The organism is Flavobacterium sharifuzzamanii (assembly GCF_003254585.1).
Classification (GTDB): Bacteria; Bacteroidota; Bacteroidia; order Flavobacteriales; family Flavobacteriaceae; genus Flavobacterium; species Flavobacterium sharifuzzamanii.
The window spans coordinates 302,749-324,840 of the sequence record NZ_QJGZ01000038.1 but is presented as its reverse complement, the minus strand read 5'-3'; the positions used below and the strand labels follow the sequence as shown (position 1 = coordinate 324,840).

The window sequence follows — 22,092 nt, the reverse complement described above, 5'->3', positions numbered from 1 at the left end:
GCAGAAAGAAATCTTTTCTGCGGAAGTTCCCAAATTTTATTATCCAATTTTTTTCATTGCTGTCATAGACTCTCTCAACCAAGCTCCTACTTCTTCGATAGGGTGCTGACGAATTTCTCTGTTTACAGCGATAAGTACTGCATTATCTACTCCGTTTGAAGTTGAAAATGGTTTACCAATAATATTAGTTTCTACTTTTTTCATGAATTCAGTCAATAATGGCTTACAAGCATGATCAAATAAATAACATCCGTACTCAGCAGTATCAGAAATTACACGGTTCATTTCGAACAATTTCTTTCTTGCAATTGTATTTGCAATTAATGGCAATTCGTGTAATGACTCATAGTAAGCAGATTCTTCGATGATTCCAGCTTCTGTCATTGTTTCGAAAGCTAATTCAACACCAGCTTTTACCATAGCAATCATTAAAACTCCATTATCAAAATATTCTTGCTCAGAAATTGGAGCGTCTTGCGGAGCTGTTTTCTCGAAGTTAGTTTCTCCTGTTGCAGCTCTCCATTTTAATAAGTTCACATCGTCATTAGCCCAGTCAATCATCATAGTTCTAGAGAATTCTCCAGAAATGATATCGTCTTGGTGTTTTTGGAATAACGGACGCATAATGTCTTTCAATTCTTCAGCTAATTCGTAAGCTTCAATTTTTGAAGGATTGTTTAAACGATCCATCATATTTGTGATACCACCGTGTTTTAAAGCCTCAGTGATAGTTTCCCATCCGTATTGGATTAATTTAGAAGCATATGCAGCATCGATTCCTTTTTCAACCATTTTATCGAAACATAAAATAGATCCAGTTTGCAATAAACCACAAAGAATAGTTTGCTCACCCATTAAATCTGATTTTACTTCAGCTACGAAAGATGATCTTAAAACTCCTGCTCTATGTCCTCCAGTTGCTACAGCGTAAGCTTTTGCTTGATCTAAACCAAATCCGTTTGGATCGTTTTCTGGGTGAACTGCAATAAGAGTTGGAACTCCAAATCCTCTTTTGTATTCTTCACGCACCTCAGAACCTGGACATTTAGGAGCACACATAATAACAGTGATATCTTTACGAATCTGCATTCCTTCTTCCACAATGTTGAATCCGTGAGAGTAAGACAAAGTAGAACCTTGTTTCATTAATGGCATAATAGCAGTTACCACAGCTGTGTGTTGTTTGTCTGGTGTAAGGTTGCAAACTAAATCTGCTGTTGGAATCAATTCTTCGTAAGTTCCTACTTTGAAACCATTTTCAGTTGCATTTTTATAAGAAGCTCTTTTTTCTGCAATTGCATCAGCACGCAATGCATAAGAAATGTCTAAACCAGAATCTCTCATGTTTAAACCTTGATTCAAACCTTGTGCTCCACAACCAACAATTACAACTTTTTTTCCAGCCAATGCTGCAATTCCGTCTGCAAATTCTGATTGCTCCATAAATTCGCAAACTCCTAATTGTTCTAATTGTAATCTAAGTGGTAATGTATTGAAATAATTTGCCATTTTTGTTTTAATATTTAATGAAATGAAATTTAATATTGATTATATATAACTAAGATTTTATTATTTAAAGGATTCTAATAATGTAGAAATCTCCATTTTTTGTTTAGAAACTGATATTCTTCCCGAACGTACAAACTGCATAATTCCGTATGGTTTGAACTTCTGGTATAATTCTTCAATTTCAGAACGTCTTCCTGATTTTGAAATCACAAAGAAATCGCGAGAAACTGTCACAATTGTAGACTGGCTTTCTTTGATGATATTCTGAATTTGTTTTTCGTCAAATAACAAACTTGAAGCGATTTTAAACAAAGCATTTTCTAAGAAAATCGTTTCTTCATCTGTATGATAAAATGCTTTTATAACTTCAATTTGTTTTTCAATCTGGCCTACAATATTCTGAACCCATTTTTCTGTCGTATTTACTACGATGATAAATCTTGAAACATTCTCTATTTCTGACTCTGAAACATTTAGACTTAATATATTAATGTGACGCTTTAAGAATATTCCAGATATTCTATTTAATAAACCCACATTATTTTCTGAATATACCGATATGGTAAATGTTTTATCTTCCATCTTGTTTTTTAGTTTATTTTGTTTCAAGTTTCAGGTTTCAAGTTGTTGAACTTGGAACATGAAACTTGAAACCTGAAACTTTTTTCCTTAACTTAATCTAATTTCTGACACACAAGCTCCTGTTGGAATCATTGGGAAAACGTTGTTTTCTTTTTCGACTACAACTTCTAAGAAGTATGAATCTTTTGAAGCCAGCATCTCAGCGACCGCTGCATCTAAATCTTCACGTTGTGTAACTTTTTTAGATTTGATATGGTATCCTTCAGCAATTGCAATGAAATTTGGATTAATCATTTTTGTTGAAGCATATCTGTTATCAAAGAATAATTCTTGCCATTGGCGAACCATTCCTAAGAATTCGTTATTTAAAACCACAATTTTAACTGGAACTTCTGTTTGGAAAATTGTTCCAAGTTCCTGAATTGTCATTTGGAAGCCTCCATCACCAATAATAGCTACTACTTCACGCTCTGGTTTTCCCATTTTTGCTCCAATTGCAGCAGGCAATGCAAATCCCATAGTTCCTAAACCACCCGAAGTAATGTTACTTTTAGTCGAATTGAATTTAGCATAACGACAAGCAAACATTTGGTGCTGACCAACATCTGAAACGATAATGGCATCTCCTTTTGAGTGTTTGTTGATCATTTCGATAGTTTCTCCCATCGAGATTCCTTTACCATTCGTTGGATTTAATTCTTCTTTTATTACAGAATCGTATTCAACTTTGCTTAATTCTTTGAATTCATTATGCCAAGCATCATGAGATTTTGCATCTAATAATGGTAATAAAGCCGCCAAAGACTCTTTTACATCTCCTAAAACAGCAATTTCTGTTTTAACGTTTTTATCAACCTCTGCAGGATCAATTTCGAAGTGAACTACTTTTGCCTGTTTTGCGTAAGTGCTTAATTTACCTGTAACACGGTCATCGAAACGCATTCCGAAAGCAATTAAAACATCACATTCGTTTGTTAGTAAATTTGGCGCATAATTTCCGTGCATTCCAAGCATACCAACATTCAAAGGATGATCTGTAGGTAATGCTGACAATCCTAAAATTGTCCATGCTGCAGGAATACCAGATTTTTCAACAACCTCTTTAAATTCTGCTTCAGCTTGACCCAAAATAACTCCTTGCCCAAAAACAATAAACGGTTTTTTTGCACTATTGATTAAAGCTGCAGCTTCGGCAACTTTGTCTAAGTTTAATTTTGGAACTGGAACATAACTTCTGATTCCTGTGCATTTTTCGTAGCTAAATTCGAACTCATCAAACTGAGCGTTTTTAGTAATATCAACCAAAACTGGCCCTGGACGTCCAGAACGAGCAATGTAAAATGCTTTTGCAATAATTTCAGGAATTTGAGAAGCTTCAGTTACCTGAAAATTCCATTTTGTAACTGGAGTTGAAATTCCGATAATATCTGTTTCCTGAAATGCGTCAGATCCTAATAAATGTCTTCCAACTTGCCCAGTAATACATACTAATGGAGTTGAATCGATCTGAGCATCTGCAATACCAGTTACTAAGTTTGTAGCTCCTGGACCAGAAGTAGCAATTGCCACCCCAACTTTTCCTGTAGCTCTTGCATAACCTTGAGCTGCATGCGTTGCACCTTGTTCGTGACGTACTAAAACGTGGTGTAACTGATCTTGAAATTTATATAATTCGTCGTAAACTGGCATTATAGCACCACCTGGGTAACCATAAATTAAATCTACTCCTTCTGCTAATAAACATCTTATAACGGCTTCTGCCCCTGATATTTTCATAGTATATTGTTTTTATCAATTTCAATGTTGCTGAAATTGATTTTTGATTTTTTTATAATTAATTATCGGTAACACATCCTGTTGATGCACTCGAAACCGACTTAGCATATTTAAGTAAAACCCCTCTGTCAACTTTTAATTTCGGCTGAACCCAAGCCGCTTTTCTTGCTGCAAATTCCTCGTCAGATATCTTCAGGTCGATTGTATTTTTCACCGCATCGATAGCAATTAAATCGCCATCTTTTACTAGTGCAATACCACCACCGTCATATGCTTCTGGTGTAACGTGACCTACCACGAAACCGTGCGAACCGCCCGAGAATCTACCGTCTGTGATTAGCGCACAACTGCTTCCTAATCCAGCTCCAATAATCGCAGATGTAGGCTTCAGCATTTCAGGCATTCCCGGACCACCTTTTGGCCCACAACCCCTGATGACGACTACATTACCTGGTTTAATTTTTCCGGCTTGAAGACCTGGAATTACTTCAAATTCACCTTCAAATACTACAGCTGGCCCTTCGAAATATTCCCCTTCTTTTCCGCTGATTTTTGCTACAGCACCTTCAGAAGCAAGATTTCCGTATAAAACTTGGATATTTCCTGTTGGTTTTAATGCTTTTTGAATTTCATGAATTACTTCTTGTCCGTCTTGTAAATCTGGAGTCGAAGCTAAGTTTTCAGCAACTGTTTTTCCTGTTACAGTTAAACAGTCTCCGTGAATAAGTCCTACTTTCAGCAAGTATTTCATTACTGCAGGAATACCGCCAACTTCGTGAATGTCTTCCATCATATACTTACCACTTGGCTTCATATCTGCCAATACTGGTGTTCTATCATTAATCGCTTGGAAATCATCTAAAGTGATTGTAATTCCAACTGAATGCGCCATTGCAATTAAGTGCATAACAGCATTTGTAGAACCACCTAAAACAGCTACAATTGTAATAGCGTTTTCAAAAGCCTTACGAGTCATAATGTCTCTTGGCTTAATATCTTTTTCTAATAATATTTTGATTGCTTTTCCAGCTTCAAGACATTCGTCTCTTTTTTCTTGACTTAAAGCAGGGTTAGAAGAACTATATGGCAAACTCATTCCCAATGCTTCAATAGCAGAAGACATTGTATTTGCAGTATACATACCTCCGCAAGCACCAGCTCCTGGACAAGCATTTTGAATAACTCCTTTAAAATCTTCTGGAGTGATTTCGCCTTTTACTTTTTTCCCTAAAGCTTCAAAAGCAGAAACAATATTTAGAGATTCTCCTTTCCATTTTCCAGAGTGAATAGAACCACCGTAAATCATCATCGATGGACGGTTCAATCTTCCCATTGCGATTAATGCTCCTGGCATATTTTTATCACAACCAGGAATTGCAATAATACTATCATACCATTGCGCTCCAGCTACAGTTTCGATAGAATCTGCGATTACATCTCTAGAAACCAATGAGTAACGCATACCTTCAGTTCCGTTAGAAATTCCGTCACTGACACCAATGGTATTAAAAATAAGTCCGACAAGATCTGCATCCCAAACACCTTTTTTAACATCTTTTGCTAAATCGTTCAAGTGCATGTTACAAGTGTTACCATCGTAACCCATGCTCACAATACCAACTTGTGCTTTTTCTAAATCTTCTTCAGTTAAACCAATTCCGTACAACATAGCTTGTGCCGCAGGCTGTGTTTGATCTTGTGTGATGGTCTTGCTGTACTTATTTAATTCCATTATAGTTTTATTTTTTTTAATTTTTTATTCAAAAAAAAACCTTCCAGTATTTGGAAGGTTTGTAATATAGTCTTTCAATTATATTTATAACATTCCCGATGCAGATGTGTGAATCACATTGACAACAACGACAGAAGTAATAATAATTGAGATTTGCATCATTTATTTTTTAGTGTTACAAAAGTAAATAAACTTCTGGAAGTAAAAAAATAAAATCTCAACATTTACAAGACTTCTTGTTATTATCTTCACATTTTAACAAAAAATATTAAACAATTGTAGATTGTCCAATACTTACATTATCATTATTAAAATACAGCAAATCATCTTTGCTGAAAATAAAATTAGAAACGAACTCTCCTACTTCGTTTGTTCCAAATTTTGAATCTGGTTTCAAATCAACCGTAACTACTTTGTATTCAATTGCTTTTTCTACCGCTTTGTAAATTACATGAGCTTCTTTAGTTAATCCAAAATGCTCTAACAAAAGCGCTGCCGCTAAAATCGAAGCAATCGGATTAGCAATGTTTTTTCCTTTTGCCTGCGGATATGATCCATGAATTGGCTCAAACAAAGCATTTTTCTCTCCTAAAGATACTGATGGCAATAAACCAATAGATCCTGTAATCACACTAGCTTCATCTGATAAAATATCTCCAAACAAGTTCTCAGTCAAAATCACATCAAATTGTTTTGGATTTAAGATTAACTGCATTGCTGCGTTATCTACAAATAAGAAATCAAGCTTAACATCTGGATAATTTTCGCTCACTTTCTGAACTACTTTTCTCCACAATCTTGAAGTTTCCAAAACATTCGCTTTATCCACCATTGTTAGCTTTTTGCGTCGTTTTTGTGCTGATTTAAAAGCTAGATGTGCAATTCTAGTGATTTCTTCTTCTGAATACTCACATAAATCCGAAGCATGTGTTCCTTCGTCATTTAGTGTTTTTGTACCAAAATAAGCTCCACCTGTTAATTCTCTAAAAATGGTAAAATCAGCTCCTTCAATAATCTCTCTTTTTAAAGGAGAAGCTTCTATTAAGGCTTTATAAGGTTTTATAGGACGAATATTAGCAAATAATCCTAACTCTTTTCGCAGTTTCAGTAATCCTTGTTCCGGACGAACCTTTGCGTTTGGGTTATTATCGTATTTAGGATCTCCAATAGCGCCAAGCAAAACTGCATCGGTATTTAAGCACAGATTCAGAGTTTGTTCCGGCAACGGATTTCCTGTTTTATCGATAGCAACCGCTCCCATCAGCGCTTCCTCAAAAACAAATTCGTGATTATACACTTCGCCAATGGCGTACAAAGCTTTTTTAGCCTGTAATATTATTTCAGGTCCAATTCCATCTCCTGGTAAAACTGCAATTTTTAAATTCATAATCTCTCGCTATTTATGTCTTTAAATCCTTATTGTTCCTAGTTTATTTTTTTAAATATTAACTTCTATTTTAGAAGCTTCTATAATTTGGTGAATATCTGCATCTACAACTTCTTTTTTAATGTCAGCAAATTTCAAGAATTCGATGTAAACGATATCCAACTGTACTTTTGTCAACTCGTAACCTACTTTTTTAGCACGGTAAGCCAAAGCAGCTCTTCCGCTTCTTGCTGTCAAAATGATCGAAGATTCATTTACTCCAACATCTAGCGGATCCATGATCTCATAAGTAGCTCTATTTTTGATTACACCATCTTGGTGAATTCCAGAACTGTGTGCAAAAGCATTTGCTCCAACAATCGCCTTATTTGGCTGAACAATCATTCCCATACTTTCAGAAACTAAACGGCTCATTTCGTTTAATTCTCTTGTATTGATGTTTGTATCTAAATTTAAGTAAGGGTGTTGTTTGAAAATCATTACTACTTCTTCAAGTGCAGTGTTTCCAGCTCTTTCACCAATACCATTAATAGTACATTCTATTTGTCTTGCTCCATTTATAGCTCCTGCGATTGAATTTGCAGTTGCCATTCCTAAATCATTATGACAGTGACATGAAAGGATTACGTTTTCGATTCCTTTTACGTTTTCTTTTAAGTATTTAATTTTTGCTCCGTATTCTTCTGGAAGACAATATCCAGTAGTATCAGGAATATTCAATACAGTTGCTCCAGATTTAATAACTTCTTCACAAACTTTAGCTAAGAACGCATTGTCTGTTCTACCAGCGTCTTCTGCATAGAATTCTACATCTTCTACATAAGATTTAGCGTGTGATACAGCAAATTTTGCTCTTGCAATAATATCTTCAGGCGTAGTTTGTAATTTGTGGAGTATATGAGATTCTGAAGTTCCGATTCCAGTATGGATTCTAGGTTTCTTAGCATGCTTTAAAGCAGCTGCCGCAACATCAATGTCATTTTTTACGGCTCTTGTTAGTCCGCAGACGGTTGCATTTTCTACAATTTTACAAATCTCAGAGACCGATAAAAAATCGCCCGGACTTGACACAGGAAAGCCTGCTTCGATAATGTCAACTCCCATTTTGTCTAGTCGTTCTGCAATAACTAATTTTTGCTTAGTATCTAACTTACATCCTGGAACTTGTTCACCATCTCGCAATGTGGTGTCAAAAATTTGAACTTTCTCTCTATTCATATTCATTTATTTAATGTAATTTCACATCTTGATAACAAATATATATTGTACTATTACAGTACGAAATTCATTTTAATGAAATTATACTGTTTATAAAACGATTTATACTTCATTAACTTACTTATAATCAATAAGTTATATTATTATTTTTTACAATGGCTAACCATCAAAAAGATTTCTTATTTGTTCTAATCAAATCACTTTCAAAATCAGAAAAAAGGCAGTTTAAAATTTTTGCAAGCCGATTAGAGACGAGTTCAAACACAAAATTTATCGAATTATTCAATATTTTAGATAAATCTGAAGTTTATGATGAAAAACTCATTTTGAAAAGTGGTGTTATCCAAAAAGTACAGTTATCTAACTTAAAATCATACTTATACAAACAGATCTTAGTGAGTATAAGATTAAATATTCCTAGCCAGAATATTCGCTATCAGCTTCGCGAGCAAATGGATTTTGCTGTTATTCTCTATAATAAAGGATTATATAAGCAGAGTTTAAAAATATTAGACAAAACAAAACAGCAGGCTCTTGAGAATGATGAAAAATATATGGCGTATGAAATTGTAGAATTCGAAAAATTAATCGAATCGCAATATATTACTCGAAGTATTCAAGGCCGCGCAGACGAATTGGTTATTCAAGCCAAAGAATTAAATTACAGAAATACAATTTCAAGCAAATTGTCAAATCTATCGCTTCAGCTATACGGAATCATGCTTAAAACAGGTTACGTAAAAAATGACGATGAATACAGATATATTGATGATTACTTCAATAAACATATCTCTAAACTTGATGAGAGCAAATTTGGTTTCCGCGAAAAATACTGGTTTTACAATGCGAATCTTTGGCGAAGCTTTCTAGTTCAAGATTTCTTGGCGAGTTATAAATTTGCCTATAAATGGGTGCAGCTTTTTTATGATAATCCAAACATGATTTATCTGAATCCTGTATTTTTCTTAAAAGGAAATCATTATTTTCTAGAATCGCTTTATATGCTAAAATATACATCGAATTTCAAGAAATACTTAAATCTTCTCGAAGAAACTATTGCAGATCCTAAATTTCCTGTAAATGATAATATTGCATCTTTGTCATTTCTTTATGTTTATAACAATAAGTTAAATCTTCATATTTTAGAAGGTACTTTTGCAGAAAGTGAGTATCTAATTCCTGAAATTCTAGAAAAACTGAAACTTCACAGTGAACATTTAGATGAACATCACGAAATGTTATTCTTCTATAAGTTTGCTTCTATTTATTTCGGAAACGAAAAATATAATGAATGCATAAATTATCTAGATAAAATCATTAATAATAAAAACTTGACCATGCGTGAAGATTTAATGTGTTTTGCGAGATTATTGTCGCTTATTGCACATTATGAGCTTGGAAAAGATTATTATCTAGAAAATCATTTAAAAAGCACTTATAAGTTTTTATTGAAAATGAACGACTTGCATGAAGTCCAAAAAGAAATCATCAAGTTTTTAAGAAACTTAAACAACTTCTACCCTGCCGATATTAAAAAGGAATTCAAGAAAATGCACACTCGTTTCGTAGAACTTGAAAAAAACACGTACGAAAAAAGAGCTTTCTTATATCTTGATATAATTTCTTGGCTTGAAAGCAAAATCGAAAACAGAAAAATTGCCGATATTATAAAGGAAAAGGCAAAACTTAATAATCGTTAGGTAAAATTCTATTAAAGAAATTCCAAATTCATATAAAAAAAGGTCTGAAAACAATAGTTTTCAGACCTTTTTGTCATTTCGACTGAAAGGAGAAATGACAAACTATATGTAAAAATAACAAACCCGACAGTCCTGAGGCTTCTAGACTGTCGGGTTTACTTTTATTTGTGAGTTTTAAAAATTACAAATTTGCAATTCATTAAATACTTTTTTCGTAATATCTTTTCGGCAAGTTCCAAAATCACTTCTGTTATTATTTCTGTCTTGTAAAAGTCTGGTAGCAAAAAAGTAACTTCTACCTTCTTTTTCAACATAACCTACCCACCAGCCAATATTAACACCTTTTTCTCTTGTCCATCCGGTTTTTGAATAAACTTTATAATCCGGACCTTCATCGCTTAACATTACTTTCTTTACTATCTGAATATTTCTTTTAGAAAAAGGCAACTTTTCATCGTATAACTTCTTTAGAAATTCAACTTGATTAATCGGAGAAATTCCAAAATCACCAAAGTTCCAAAAATCGGCATCTTTTTGAGAGAGATTAACATTTCCGTAATCGCATAACTGCAAATACTTTTCGTAATTCTGCTTACCAATTTTCTTTGCTAATTCTACAAATACCCATCCGGCAGAAACTTTAAAAGCTTCCTTTACTGTCATATCATGATAAATTTCTGGTCTATAACCGTACTTTACAGTATCCGTTTTCCCTATCCACTTTATTATATCATTCTCACTACTTATTGTTTTTGTTTCAAGCGCAATAAGCAGATTGGCGATCTTAAAAGTAGATGCTGGCAATGTTTGTATGTTACCAGCATCTTTATCAGACAAAATCCATTTGTATTTTACGTTATCATAAATAGCAATTGAGCCCGTAACACCACACGAATCAAAATATTTTTTAAAATCCTGACGAACTACAATAGTATCTTTTTCATCTTTCACAGCACTATTTTTATTTGTGCCCTTAGACAAACAAGAAATTAATACTGCGCTCGTTAAACTTAAAAATACTTTGTATGTCATTTCTAAAATGGATTATTAAAATCTATTCTACAATATTAGAAGTCGTAACATAGAAATCTTTATCAACCTCTAGTTTTCTGTCTTCATTATCTGTTTTTACAGATTGCCATTCTGTTGTTGGTTTCAGCCAAGTTTCAACACCGTTTAATTTTACTCTTACTGGCATATCAAATTTAGAAACACAGTTTGTCCAATGATATCCAAAAGTTCCATTTTTAAATATGTATTCGAAAACAGGAATTTGTGTTGTAGTTAAATATTGTGCAAAAACTCTGTTGAAATTAATTCCAGACTGTTCGTTAATATAATCTTGAATCTGCTTTCCGGTAACTGTCTGATGATAAAAAGTTTTATTCATACCTCTCAAAATCGATTTCCATTTAGCATCATCGTTGATTACCTGACGAATCATATGAAGCATTGAAGCTCCTTTTGGATACATATCGCCAGAACCTTCATTATTTACATCATAATGTCCGATAATTGGCTTATCATTTTGAATATTTTTTCTGCATCCAATTACGTATTCTGCACCAGCATCTTTTCCATAATAATATTCAACAAAAAGGCTTTCAGAATAGTTTGTAAAACTCTCATGAACCCACATATCAGCAATGTCTTTGTAGGTAATATTATTAGCGTACCATTCGTGGCCAGATTCATGAATGATGATAAAATCAAACTTTAAACCCCAGCCTGTGCCGCTTAAATCACGCCCTAAATATCCATTTTTGTATTGATTTCCATATGTTACAGAACTTTGATGCTCCATTCCTAAATACGGAACTTCAACCAATTTATAACTGTCTTCGTAGAACGGATAAGGTCCAAACCAGTTCTCAAAAGCTTTCAACATTCTCGGAGCATCTTTAAACTGCTCTTTTGCCAAAGCTAGATTATCTTTTAACACATAATAATTGCAGTCTAAATTTCCTTTTTCACCTTTAAATACTTCTGAGAAATTAACATAATCACCAATATTGATGTTTACACCATAGTTATTTATAGGATTTGAAACGTACCAGTTGAAAGTTTTAGTTCCATCTTTTTCTTTTTTAACACTTTGTAATCTTCCGTTAGAAACTTCTGTCAAATCTCCAGGAACATTCACGCTAATTAGCATATTTTCCACTTCATCATACATATGGTCTTTACATGGCCACCAAACACTCGCGCCTAAACCTTGACAAGATGTAGCAATAAAATCTTTTCCGTTTTTATCTTTTTTCCAAGAAAAACCGCCATCCCATGGTGCTCTAACGGCTTCTTTAGGTTTTCCGTTAAACGAAATTTTAATCTCTTTGGTATCTCCAACTTTTTGCTTTTCATTTAAAGTAATAAAAAACGCATTTCCGTCTCTTTCAAACTTTAACTCTTTTCCATTCTGCGTTACTTTAGTGATGTTCATTGGTTGCTGCAAATCGATCTGCATACGGTTGTTTTCTGTCAAAACAGTATAACGAACTGTATTAAAACCTGAGATTGATTTTTCTTTCGGATTCACTTTTACATCAAGGTGATAATATTTTAAATCCCACCAAGCTCTTTCCTTTGTGATGCTTCCGCGTAAAGTATCCTGATGTGTAAAAACGGTTTCTGACTTGCTTAAAAGTCCTTGAGCATTGGCAGTAAAACCAACCAAAAAGGCGAAAACTACGCCACCAAAGTATTTTTTCATTATTTTAGAATTTGAAATAATTAGGTAATTAAACCAGCTTAATCTTCAACAAATGTAAACATTCGAATCAAGTTTTTTAAAAAATTATGATCTCAATACAAATAAACAATATTCAAATTCATTATTCTTCTCTATTTTAGTACTTTCAAAATTTTAGATTTCATAATATGAGATTAACTACACTTGTTTTCTATTTAATTATAATGTTTTCGACAGTTGCCAATGCACAAACCATTCCTGTCCATAGAACAAATAAGCAAATAATGATTGACGGAAACTTATCTGATTGGAACGAACCATTTCTAGGTCCTTTTGTAATTCATAATTCTGGAGAAAAAGCATTGCAAAACACTTTTGTTTCACTTTCGTGGAATGATGAAAACTTATTCTTAGCCTATAAATGCAATGATTCTCAAATTATTGGAACATCAAAAAAAAGAGACTCTCAGATATTTGATACCGATGATTTAGTAGAAATTTTTATCGATCCAGATGGAGACAGCCAGAACTATATTGAAATTGGCGTAAATACATTCTCTACTTATTACGATTTACTTTTAAAATGCATTTCACCAGAATGCGGCGGTTGGAATACGTCAATGGATTTTGATATTAAAGGCTTAGAAGCTGTTAGTAAAATAACTCCTGAAGGATATATTGCAGAAATTAAAATTCCTTTTTCTAGTCTTGAAAAAGTTAAAAACGGCGGTTTCCAAAAACCAAAAATTGGAACAAAATGGAAAGGAAACGCTTTTAGAATTGATTACGGTAACACGACTGAATATCTTGCTTTACAGCCATATAAGAGCTTGAAATTTGGATTTCATCAACCAGCAGAATTTGCCGTTTTTGAATTTGTAGATTAATTATATAACGGGAAAAATTGTACTTCTGTTGGCTTGTAATACTCTACATCATCAACTAAAAACTTAAAAGCTGTATTCATTTTTGCCATTTTATAAACTTCAAAAATGGATTTAATGCGTACGAAATTTATATTTTGATAAAATCTATCATTAAAATTTCCATAAAACGCATACATATCCAAAAACATAGAAATCCCTTTCTTTAAATTTGTAGGGTTTAAAAAAGCTTTGGGCAAAAATATATCAAGAAAAGCGTTATTATCTATATACAACTCTCCTGTACTTTCATTGATGGGATAAAAATTTCCATATGGCGATTTTTCTAAAAACAAAATCATTCTCTGCCCAGACTTTAATTCTTTCATTCTTGAATCACAAAGCCATTCTTTCCAAATTGCTACATTAATTTTCGAACTAGATTTCCCTTTAATGAATTGATTTACTTTGAACTCATATTCATTTTTGGAAACTTTAGTGACAGTTCCGTCAACAATCAAAACAGCTTTAGAAATAACCAAGGAATATGGCATTATATCTTTCTTAAAGCCATAGTTTAAATTCGGAACCAAAAACAAAAACAAGTATACAATTAATCTCATAAATAATTATTTAGTACTAAAATAGTATATTTTTTTTTTGTCATTCTCAACTTAAGGACGACTAGAGCGATACTAAAAGGTAAAAAAATCACACCCCTAGATAGACAAAAATATTACAAACATAGCCCGCGGTTTCAACCGCGGGAAACGTATTGTAATATTGCATGCCCTCCCGCGGTTGAAACCGCGGGCTATATAATAAATGCTTCCTAAAATTATTTGAAACTATTTTTGGCGTCCTTTTAAAACTTCCACAACATCATTCAATTGGTAACCTTTTGCTTGAAGCAGGATTAAATAATGAAATAATAAGTCAGCGCTTTCGCTAAGAAACAAATCATCATTATTATCTTTTGCTTCGATAACAACTTCTACAGCTTCTTCACCTACTTTTTGAGCAATTTTATTGATTCCTTTTTCGAATAAAGAAGCCACATAACTTTTTTCAGAATCAGCATTTTCTTTGCGCGTTTTGATTGTATTTTCTAATTGCGAAATAAAACCATAATTCGCATCATTAGGTTCTTGCCAACAAGTATCTGCACCTTTATGACAAGTTGGCCCAACAGGTTTTGCCTGAATTAAAAGCGTATCGCCATCGCAATCATTTTTAATGCTTACCAGATTCAAAAAATTACCACTCTCCTCGCCTTTTGTCCAAAGTCTTTGTTTTGAACGACTAAAAAAAGTTACTTTCTGAGTTTCTATTGTTTTTTGAAGCGATTCTTCATTCATATAACCCAGCATCAAAACATTTTTTGTTTCAGAATCCTGAATGATCGCCGGAATTAATCCGTGTGCGCTTTTGATATCGATTTCCATTTTTAATTTTAGATTTTAGAGTTCAGATTTTAGATTTATTTCTAAACTCAGATTATTGGAATTTGGAATTTAAAAATTGGAATTTCTTCTCAAATTCTAACTTCTATATTATTATTTCTTAATTCTTGTTTTAAAGCTTTGATTTCTATTTCCTTAAAATGGAAAACACTTGCCGCTAAAGCTGCATCAGCTTTTCCTTCTTTAAAGGAATCAACAAAATGCTGAATGTTTCCGGCACCTCCCGAAGCAATTATTGGAATATTAACCAACTCTGAAAGTTTGGCTAAAGCTTCATTTGCAAAACCATTTTTAGTTCCGTCGTTATCCATTGAGGTAAATAAAATTTCTCCCGCACCACGTTCAGCCACTTCAACTGCCCAATCGAATAAATTTAATTCAGTTGGCACTTTTCCTCCAACTAAATGCACAATCCATTGTCCGTCAATTTGTTTCGCATCGATTGCGACAACAACACATTGACTTCCAAATTTCTGTGCCAAATCATTAATTAATTGCGGATTTTTTACTGCCGATGAATTGATAGAAACTTTATCAGCTCCATTATTCAACAGAATATCAACATCTTCAACAGATGAAATTCCGCCGCCAACCGTAAACGGAATATTAATTTTTTCCGCAACGCTTCGTACTATATTTACAAGCGTTTTGCGTCTTTCTTCAGTTGCTGAAATATCCAGAAAAACCAATTCATCTGCACCTTCAGCCGAATAAATTTCAGCTAATTCCACAGGATCGCCTGCATCACGCAAGTCAACGAAATTAACGCCTTTTACGGTTCTTCCGTTTTTTATATCTAAACAAGGTATAATTCTTTTTGCTAACATTTATTTAATGTGTTAATTAGATAATTAGTCAATTAGATAATTTTCTGCATTTGCTAAATCATTATCTAATTATCAAATTTTCTCATTTACTAATTATATAGCTCTCCAACTCTTTCAAACTAATTCTTCCCTCGTAAATTGCTTTTCCTATAATCGTTCCTTCACAACCTAATTCAGCTAATTTTGGTAATTCATCGAAAGTAGAAATTCCTCCAGAAGCGATTAACTTTATTCCTTTTGCTTCTGCTAAAATTTTACTGTACAAATCAAAACTTGGCCCTTGAAGCATTCCATCTTTAGCAATATCAGTACAAATAACATACTGAATTCCTTTACTTTGATAATCTTGAATAAACGGAACCAAATCTTCATTTGATTCTTCTAACCAACCAGAAACCGCGATTTTTTCGTCTTTCGCATCAGCGCCTAGAATAATTTTATCTGAACCGTATTCTGAAATCCATTTTTCAAAAATTGCTCTATTTTTAACCACGATGCTTCCGCCAGTAATCTGATTCGCACCGCTTTCAAAAGCAATTCTCAAATCATCATCAGATTTCAAACCGCCACCAAAATCAATTTTTAGGCTTGTTTGCGTTGCAATTTGTTCTAATATCTTATAATTTACGATTTTGCTTGATTTCGCTCCGTCTAAATCCACTAAATGCAAATATTCAATTCCGTGCGCTTCAAATGATTTTGCCACTTCAAGCGGATTTTCATTGTAAATTATTTTGGTATCATAATCACCTTTGGACAAACGAACACATTTTCCTTCAATGATATCTATGGCTGGTATTATTCTCATTTTTCTAATTTTAGAGTTCAGATTTTAGATTTTAGATTCTAAAACTGAAATTGACATTTTGATTGATTTTTGATATTGAAAACTTTACATCTTTAGGAAATTCCCAAGGATTTTCTCTCCAACATCACCACTTTTTTCTGGGTGAAATTGAGTTCCGTAAAAATTATCTTTTTGCAAAGCCGAGGCATATTCAACGTCATAATTGGTTGTTGCGATAGATTCTGCACAATTTGGCGCATAAAAACTGTGAACCAAATACATGAATTCATTTTCAGAAATATCTTTGAACAAGTCAGTTTTTAAATCATAAATCTGATTCCATCCCATTTGCGGCACTTTTACGTTATTTGAAAATTTCAAAACATCCACATTAAAAATTCCTAAACCTTTTGTATTTCCCTCTTCAGTTTTGTTGCACATCAATTGCATTCCCAGACAAATTCCTAAAACAGGCTGTTTCAATTGCGGAATCAAACTATCTAAACCACTTTCACGTAGCTTCGTCATCGCCGAACTCGCCTCGCCCACGCCAGGAAAAATCACTTTATCTGCCGATTTTATTTCAACTGGATTGTTACTCAGAACAGCTTTAAAACCTAATCTTTCAATAGCAAACATAATGCTCTGAATATTTCCTGCTCCGTAATTTATAATTACTATTTTCATTCGTTTTTTGTTTGTTTTGTTTCAGGTTTTACGTTTCAAGTTACTCAACAAAACGTGAAACCTGAAACAAAATTCATTAAAGCATTCCTTTCGTTGAAGGCAAAATCATTTTTTCGGTATCTCTTTTTACGGCTACTTTTATGGCTTTCGCGAAAGCTTTAAAAATTGCTTCAATTTTATGGTGTTCGTTGATTCCTTCTGCTTTGATATTTAAGTTCACTTTTGCGCCGTCTGTAAACGATTTAAAGAAGTGATAAAACATTTCTGTTGGCATTTTGCCTACCATTTCACGTTTAAATTCAGTTTCCCAAATTAGCCAGTTTCTTCCACCAAAATCAATTGCAGCTTGCGCCAAACAATCGTCCATTGGAAGACAAAATCCATAACGCTCAATTCCTAATTTGTTTCCTAACGCTTTCGCGAAAACTTCTCCCAAAGCAATTGCTGTATCTTCAATTGTGTGGTGTTCGTCAACTTCTAAATCGCCTTTTACAATTATTTCCAAGTCCATTTGACCATGACGTGAGATTTGATCTAACATGTGGTCGAAAAAGGCAATTCCAGTATCAATTTTACTTTTTCCTGTTCCATCAAGATTTAGATTGATGTAAATATCGGTTTCGTTCGTTTTACGCGTAATCGAAGCTGAACGCGCTTCTAATTTTAAAAACTCATAGATTTTCTTCCAATCCATTGATTGCAAAACGATTGTTGCGTCAAGTTCTTCACGTTTTGACGAAATTTCATTACTTCCAATTCCGTCTGTATCATTCATGAAAATCGCTTTTGCTCCCAAGTTTTTAGCCAGTTCAACATCTGTCAAACGATCTCCTAAAACAAATGAATTTTGTAAATCATATTCAGGATTATTTAAATATTTAGTCAGCATTCCGGTTCTTGGCTTGCGTGTTGGCGCATTTTCTTCCGGAAAAGTTCTGTCTACGAAAATTTCATCAAAAACGACTCCTTCATTTTCAAAAGCTTTTAGAATAAAATTCTGTGTTGGCCAAAAGGTATCCTCAGGAAAACTATCCGTTCCTAGTCCGTCCTGATTGGTTACCATTGCCAATTCGTAATCTAATTCATTAGCAATTTTAGCCAAATATTGAAATGCTTTTGGATAAAACTCTAGTTTATCTAAGCTGTCTAATTGATAATTTTCTGGTTCTAAAACAATCGTTCCATCACGATCGATAAAAAGTACTTTTTTCATATTTTTTTGTTTTGCCACAGATTTCGCAGATTACAAGGATTTTTTTTCTTTGCCCCGAATTACACTAATTTTCACGAATTTAATTTGTGTTAATTCGTGAAATTCGTGGCAAAAAATTAAACACAAACAGAATAAAAATCTTTTTAATCTGTATAATCTGTGGCTATATATTTTTTTAGCTCAACAATTTTAATTCTCTAATTACAACCGCATTTTCTTCTTTTGTGCCAATTGTAAAACGAAGACAATTTTCACATAAAGGCTGCGTAGTTCTGTTTCGAATCACAATTCCTTTTTCGATCAATTGATCGTATCTTTTATTCGCATCATCCACTTTTGCTAAAATAAAATTAGCTTCTGTCGGATATACTTTTTCTACAAAACTCACTTTAAGCAAAACTTTAAGTAATTCCTCTCTTTGCTCAATAATAGAAGCTATTTCTTGTTTTATTTTTTCAGAATCTTTCAGACGTTCTATCGCTCGTTGCTGAGTCAATTCGTTTACGTTATAAGGCGGTTTTATTTTATTTAAAATCGAAATTACAGCTTCAGAACCATAACAGATTCCTAAACGAATTCCAGCCAAACCATAGGCTTTAGAAAGTGTTTGCGTAATCACTAAATTAGGATATTCATCGATTTCTGTCAGCCAGCTTTCTTTATCCGAGAAATCAATATAAGCTTCATCAATTACGACTAAACCATTAAAGTTTTGAAGTAATTTTACAACACTTTCATCTGAAAATGAATTTCCAGTTGGGTTGTTTGGCGAACATAAAAAAATAATCTTGGTATTCTCATCAACGGCTTCTAAAATCTTTTCAACTTGTGGCTGAAAATCAGTAGCCAATAGAACTTCTCTGTTTTCAACAGCATTAATATTCGCTAAAACCCCATACATTCCGTATGTTGGTGGCAACGAAATAATATTATCCTTGTTTGGCTCACAAAAAGCCCTGAAAAGCAAATCAAGAACTTCATCACTACCGTTTCCTAATAAAATCTGGCTTTGCTTTACCAAATTGTTCTTAGCTAGAATTGCTTTAACCGAATTCTGCTGCGGATCTGGATAGCGATTTACTCCATTTTGAAATGGATTTTCATTGGCATCCAGAAAAATCATTTCGGCTGTGTCAAAATCTTCAAACTCATCTCTCGCAGAAGAATATGGCTTTAAAGATTTTACGTTTTCACGTGTTATTGTATTTAAATCGAATTTCATTTTTCTTTATTTTTAGAATATAGAAAATAGAATAAAGAGGATAGATTCTCCTCTGATTAGCAGAACTTTCTTTACTCTTTGTTCTATATTCTTTTCTCTCTTTATTTTAAACTCTTCAATCTCAATGTCACAGCATTTTTATGCGCTTGCAAACCTTCAGCTTCAGCCATTAATTCAATTGCTTTTCCTATGTTCTGAATACCCTTTTCTGAAATTTTTTGAAAGGTCATCGATTTCATAAAGCTATCTAAATTTACACCACTATAATTTTTAGCATAACCATTTGTCGGCAAAGTATGGTTAGTTCCTGATGCATAATCACCTGCACTTTCAGGAGTATAATTTCCGATGAATACAGAACCTGCATTTACAATTCCATTGCAATAGAAATCATCATATTCAGAACAAATTATAAAGTGCTCTGGTCCATATTCATTGATTAAATCTAAGGCAATCTGATCATTTTCAACATAAATTAATTTTGAATTTTCAATCGCTTTTTCAGCTATGGCTTTTCTCGGAAGCAGTTCCAATTGTGATTGCACTTCTTTTTCTACTTCTGCAATTAGTTTTTTTGAAGTCGAAACTAAAATCACCTGACTATCTGTTCCGTGCTCCGCCTGAGACAATAAATCTGATGCAACGAAAGCTGGAACAGCAGTATTATCGGCAACGATTAACAATTCAGAAGGCCCTGCAGGCATATCAATCGCAACACCAAACTGAGTTGCCAGTTGTTTTGCTACCGTTACAAATTGGTTTCCAGGCCCAAAGATCTTATATACTTTCGGAATAGATTGTGTGCCGAAAGTCATTCCTGCAATGGCTTGAATTCCGCCAACTTTCAAAATTTTAGTTACTCCACACAAATTAGCAGCATACAAAATCGCTGGATTTATTTTTCCTTTTTTATCTGGTGGCGAACACAAAACAATTTCTTTGCAACCGGCAATTTCAGCCGGAACAGCCAACATTAAGACTGTAGAAAACAAAGGTGCTGTTCCTCCTGGGATATATAAACCAATTTTCTGAATTGGTCTTTTTTCTTGCCAGCAGTTTACTCCTTCAATCGTTTCAACAGAAACGCGATCTGTTTTTTGAGCGTTGTGAAAATTATAAATATTGTTTTTTGCTAATTCGATCGCTTCCTTCAATTCAATTGGTATTAGACTAATTGCTTCTTCAATTTCTGCCTGAGAAACTTCATAATTGTCTAACGAAATTCCGTCAAAAATCGAAGTGTATTTCGCAACCGCTTCATCTCCTTTTCTTTGAACCTCTTTGAAAATCTCTTTTACTGTAACTTCAATATCATCAACAGTTTGTGTTGGTCTTTTTAATATTTCTGACCAGATTTCTGGTTTTGGACTATCTATTTTATTCATAATATTTTCAATATTAAATTCCAAATTTCTAAAATTCCAAATTCCAATTCTTTATTTTAAAAATCAACACTAAGCTTGGAATTTGGAATTTAAAAATTGAAATTTCTTTTTAAAGTACCATTTTCTCAATTGGACAAACTAAAATTCCTTCTGCTCCTACTTCTTTTAACTGGTCAATTACATCCCAAAAAGTATCTTTATCAATTACAGAGTGAACACTACTCCAGCCTTCTTGTGCTAATGGAAGAACTGTTAAACTTCTCAAAACTGGAAGGATTTTTCCAACGGCTTCGATTTTGTCGTTTGGAACATTCATTAGGATATATTTCGAATTTCTTGCTCTTAAAACCGCTTGAATTCTAAATTTTAAAGTATCAATGTGTTTTTGAATTTCTGGAGAAACTTTTGGAGAAACTGCCAAAACCGCTTCACTTTTTAAGATTACTTCAACTTCTTTTAAGTTGTTTTTGAAAAGTGTGCTTCCGCTTGAAACGATATCTACAATTGCATCTGCAAGTCCAATGTTTGGCGCAATTTCAACAGAACCAGAAATTTGGTGAATGTCGACAGTTAAACCAAATTTACTGAAATATTCGTTAACAGTGTTTGGGTATGAAGTCGCAATACGAAGATTGGCTAAATCTTGTACAGAATTGTATTCGAAGGTTTTAGGAACTGCTACAGAAACTTTACATTTAGAGAATCCTAATTTTTGAACCACTTCGATTCCTTTTCCTTTTTCTACTAAAAGATTATCGCCAACAATGGCTAAATCAACAACTCCATCAATTAAATATTGAGGAATATCTGAATTTCTCAGGTATAAAACTTCAAGAGGAAAATTTGAAGCTTCTGCTTTTAGCTGGTCGATTCCATTGTTTATTGAAATGCCGCAGTCTTTTAGAATTTGAATGCTGTCTTCGTTTAAACGACCAGATTTTTGAATTGCAATTTTTAAAGTACTCATTTTTTAGTTGTTTGTTGGATTAATAGTTTGAGTACAAAGAGAGCTTAAATTAAAAAACCCGTTTGATGTACTCAAACGGGTTTTA

19 protein-coding genes are annotated in these 22,092 nt (G+C 33.4%); 2 read left to right on the top strand and 17 right to left on the bottom strand.

Going from position 1 to position 22,092, the window contains the following annotated elements; translation table 11 throughout:
- Nucleotides 1-39: 39 nt before the first annotated feature.
- From ilvC to DMA14_RS12035, 6 genes are all read right to left on the bottom strand, one after another.
- Entirely contained in the window at nt 40-1,509 is a 1,470-nt protein-coding gene (gene ilvC, locus DMA14_RS12060; RefSeq protein ID WP_111424902.1) for a ketol-acid reductoisomerase, read from the bottom strand.
- Between the two features lie 60 nt (nt 1,510-1,569).
- On the bottom strand, nt 1,570-2,091 hold the full coding sequence (gene ilvN / locus DMA14_RS12055; protein ID WP_095929307.1) for an acetolactate synthase small subunit: 522 nt from the start codon (nt 2,089-2,091) through the stop codon (nt 1,570-1,572).
- A gap of 87 nt (nt 2,092-2,178) precedes the next feature.
- A complete protein-coding gene (ilvB, locus tag DMA14_RS12050) occupies nt 2,179-3,867 on the bottom strand; it encodes a biosynthetic-type acetolactate synthase large subunit (protein ID WP_111424901.1) in 1,689 nt (562 codons plus the stop codon).
- 58 nt (nt 3,868-3,925) lie between these two features.
- The gene (gene ilvD / locus DMA14_RS12045; protein WP_111424900.1) at nt 3,926-5,599 is read right to left on the bottom strand and encodes a dihydroxy-acid dehydratase; all 1,674 of its coding nucleotides are present in this window, start codon (nt 5,597-5,599) and stop codon (nt 3,926-3,928) included.
- Between the two features lie 268 nt (nt 5,600-5,867).
- A complete protein-coding gene (leuB, locus tag DMA14_RS12040) occupies nt 5,868-6,986 on the bottom strand; it encodes a 3-isopropylmalate dehydrogenase (protein ID WP_111424899.1) in 1,119 nt (372 codons plus the stop codon).
- Nucleotides 6,987-7,037: 51 nt separating this feature from the next.
- Nucleotides 7,038-8,204 carry a 2-isopropylmalate synthase gene (locus tag DMA14_RS12035; RefSeq protein ID WP_111378209.1) on the bottom strand — a complete coding sequence of 389 codons (1,167 nt, stop codon included), beginning with the start codon at nt 8,202-8,204 and terminating at the stop codon, nt 7,038-7,040.
- 155 nt (nt 8,205-8,359) lie between these two features.
- Here DMA14_RS12035 and DMA14_RS12030 point away from each other — a divergent pair, with 155 nt between their 5' ends.
- Nucleotides 8,360-9,904, top strand: a complete 1,545-nt coding sequence (locus DMA14_RS12030; RefSeq protein WP_111424898.1) for a hypothetical protein — start codon at nt 8,360-8,362, stop codon at nt 9,902-9,904.
- A gap of 174 nt (nt 9,905-10,078) precedes the next feature.
- Here DMA14_RS12030 and DMA14_RS12025 read toward each other — a convergent pair whose 3' ends face one another.
- Nucleotides 10,079-10,936: a penicillin-binding transpeptidase domain-containing protein gene (locus DMA14_RS12025; RefSeq protein ID WP_111424897.1), complete on the bottom strand. Its 858-nt coding sequence runs from the start codon at nt 10,934-10,936 to the stop codon at nt 10,079-10,081.
- Between the two features lie 22 nt (nt 10,937-10,958).
- Nucleotides 10,959-12,614 carry a M1 family metallopeptidase gene (locus tag DMA14_RS12020; protein WP_111424896.1) on the bottom strand — a complete coding sequence of 552 codons (1,656 nt, stop codon included), beginning with the start codon at nt 12,612-12,614 and terminating at the stop codon, nt 10,959-10,961.
- A 167-nt stretch (nt 12,615-12,781) separates the two neighbouring features.
- Here DMA14_RS12020 and DMA14_RS12015 point away from each other — a divergent pair, with 167 nt between their 5' ends.
- Nucleotides 12,782-13,480 carry a carbohydrate-binding family 9-like protein gene (locus DMA14_RS12015; protein ID WP_111424895.1) on the top strand — a complete coding sequence of 233 codons (699 nt, stop codon included), beginning with the start codon at nt 12,782-12,784 and terminating at the stop codon, nt 13,478-13,480.
- Here DMA14_RS12015 and DMA14_RS12010 read toward each other — a convergent pair.
- The 9 genes from DMA14_RS12010 to hisG all read right to left on the bottom strand — a co-directional run bounded on the left by DMA14_RS12010 (nt 13,477) and on the right by hisG (nt 22,007).
- Entirely contained in the window at nt 13,477-14,079 is a 603-nt protein-coding gene (locus DMA14_RS12010; RefSeq protein WP_111424894.1) for a hypothetical protein, read from the bottom strand. The genes DMA14_RS12015 and DMA14_RS12010 overlap by 4 nt on opposite strands.
- A 225-nt stretch (nt 14,080-14,304) precedes the next feature.
- Entirely contained in the window at nt 14,305-14,901 is a 597-nt protein-coding gene (hisIE, locus tag DMA14_RS12005) for a bifunctional phosphoribosyl-AMP cyclohydrolase/phosphoribosyl-ATP diphosphatase HisIE (protein WP_111424893.1), read from the bottom strand.
- Between the two features lie 89 nt (nt 14,902-14,990).
- Nucleotides 14,991-15,746 (bottom strand): imidazole glycerol phosphate synthase subunit HisF, encoded by a 756-nt coding sequence (hisF, locus tag DMA14_RS12000; RefSeq protein ID WP_111424892.1) that lies wholly within the window; start codon nt 15,744-15,746, stop codon nt 14,991-14,993.
- A gap of 82 nt (nt 15,747-15,828) precedes the next feature.
- Nucleotides 15,829-16,554 (bottom strand): 1-(5-phosphoribosyl)-5-[(5-phosphoribosylamino)methylideneamino]imidazole-4-carboxamide isomerase, encoded by a 726-nt coding sequence (hisA, locus tag DMA14_RS11995; protein ID WP_111424891.1) that lies wholly within the window; start codon nt 16,552-16,554, stop codon nt 15,829-15,831.
- A gap of 84 nt (nt 16,555-16,638) precedes the next feature.
- Entirely contained in the window at nt 16,639-17,220 is a 582-nt protein-coding gene (gene hisH / locus DMA14_RS11990) for an imidazole glycerol phosphate synthase subunit HisH (protein WP_111424890.1), read from the bottom strand.
- 76 nt (nt 17,221-17,296) lie between these two features.
- Nucleotides 17,297-18,433 carry a bifunctional histidinol-phosphatase/imidazoleglycerol-phosphate dehydratase HisB gene (gene hisB / locus DMA14_RS11985; protein WP_111424889.1) on the bottom strand — a complete coding sequence of 379 codons (1,137 nt, stop codon included), beginning with the start codon at nt 18,431-18,433 and terminating at the stop codon, nt 17,297-17,299.
- A gap of 175 nt (nt 18,434-18,608) precedes the next feature.
- Nucleotides 18,609-19,655 (bottom strand): histidinol-phosphate transaminase, encoded by a 1,047-nt coding sequence (hisC, locus tag DMA14_RS11980; RefSeq protein ID WP_111424888.1) that lies wholly within the window; start codon nt 19,653-19,655, stop codon nt 18,609-18,611.
- A gap of 101 nt (nt 19,656-19,756) precedes the next feature.
- Nucleotides 19,757-21,040, bottom strand: coding sequence for a histidinol dehydrogenase (gene hisD / locus DMA14_RS11975; protein ID WP_111425043.1), 1,284 nt, complete (start codon nt 21,038-21,040; stop codon nt 19,757-19,759).
- A gap of 109 nt (nt 21,041-21,149) precedes the next feature.
- Entirely contained in the window at nt 21,150-22,007 is an 858-nt protein-coding gene (gene hisG / locus DMA14_RS11970; protein WP_111424887.1) for an ATP phosphoribosyltransferase, read from the bottom strand.
- Nucleotides 22,008-22,092 lie beyond the last annotated feature (85 nt).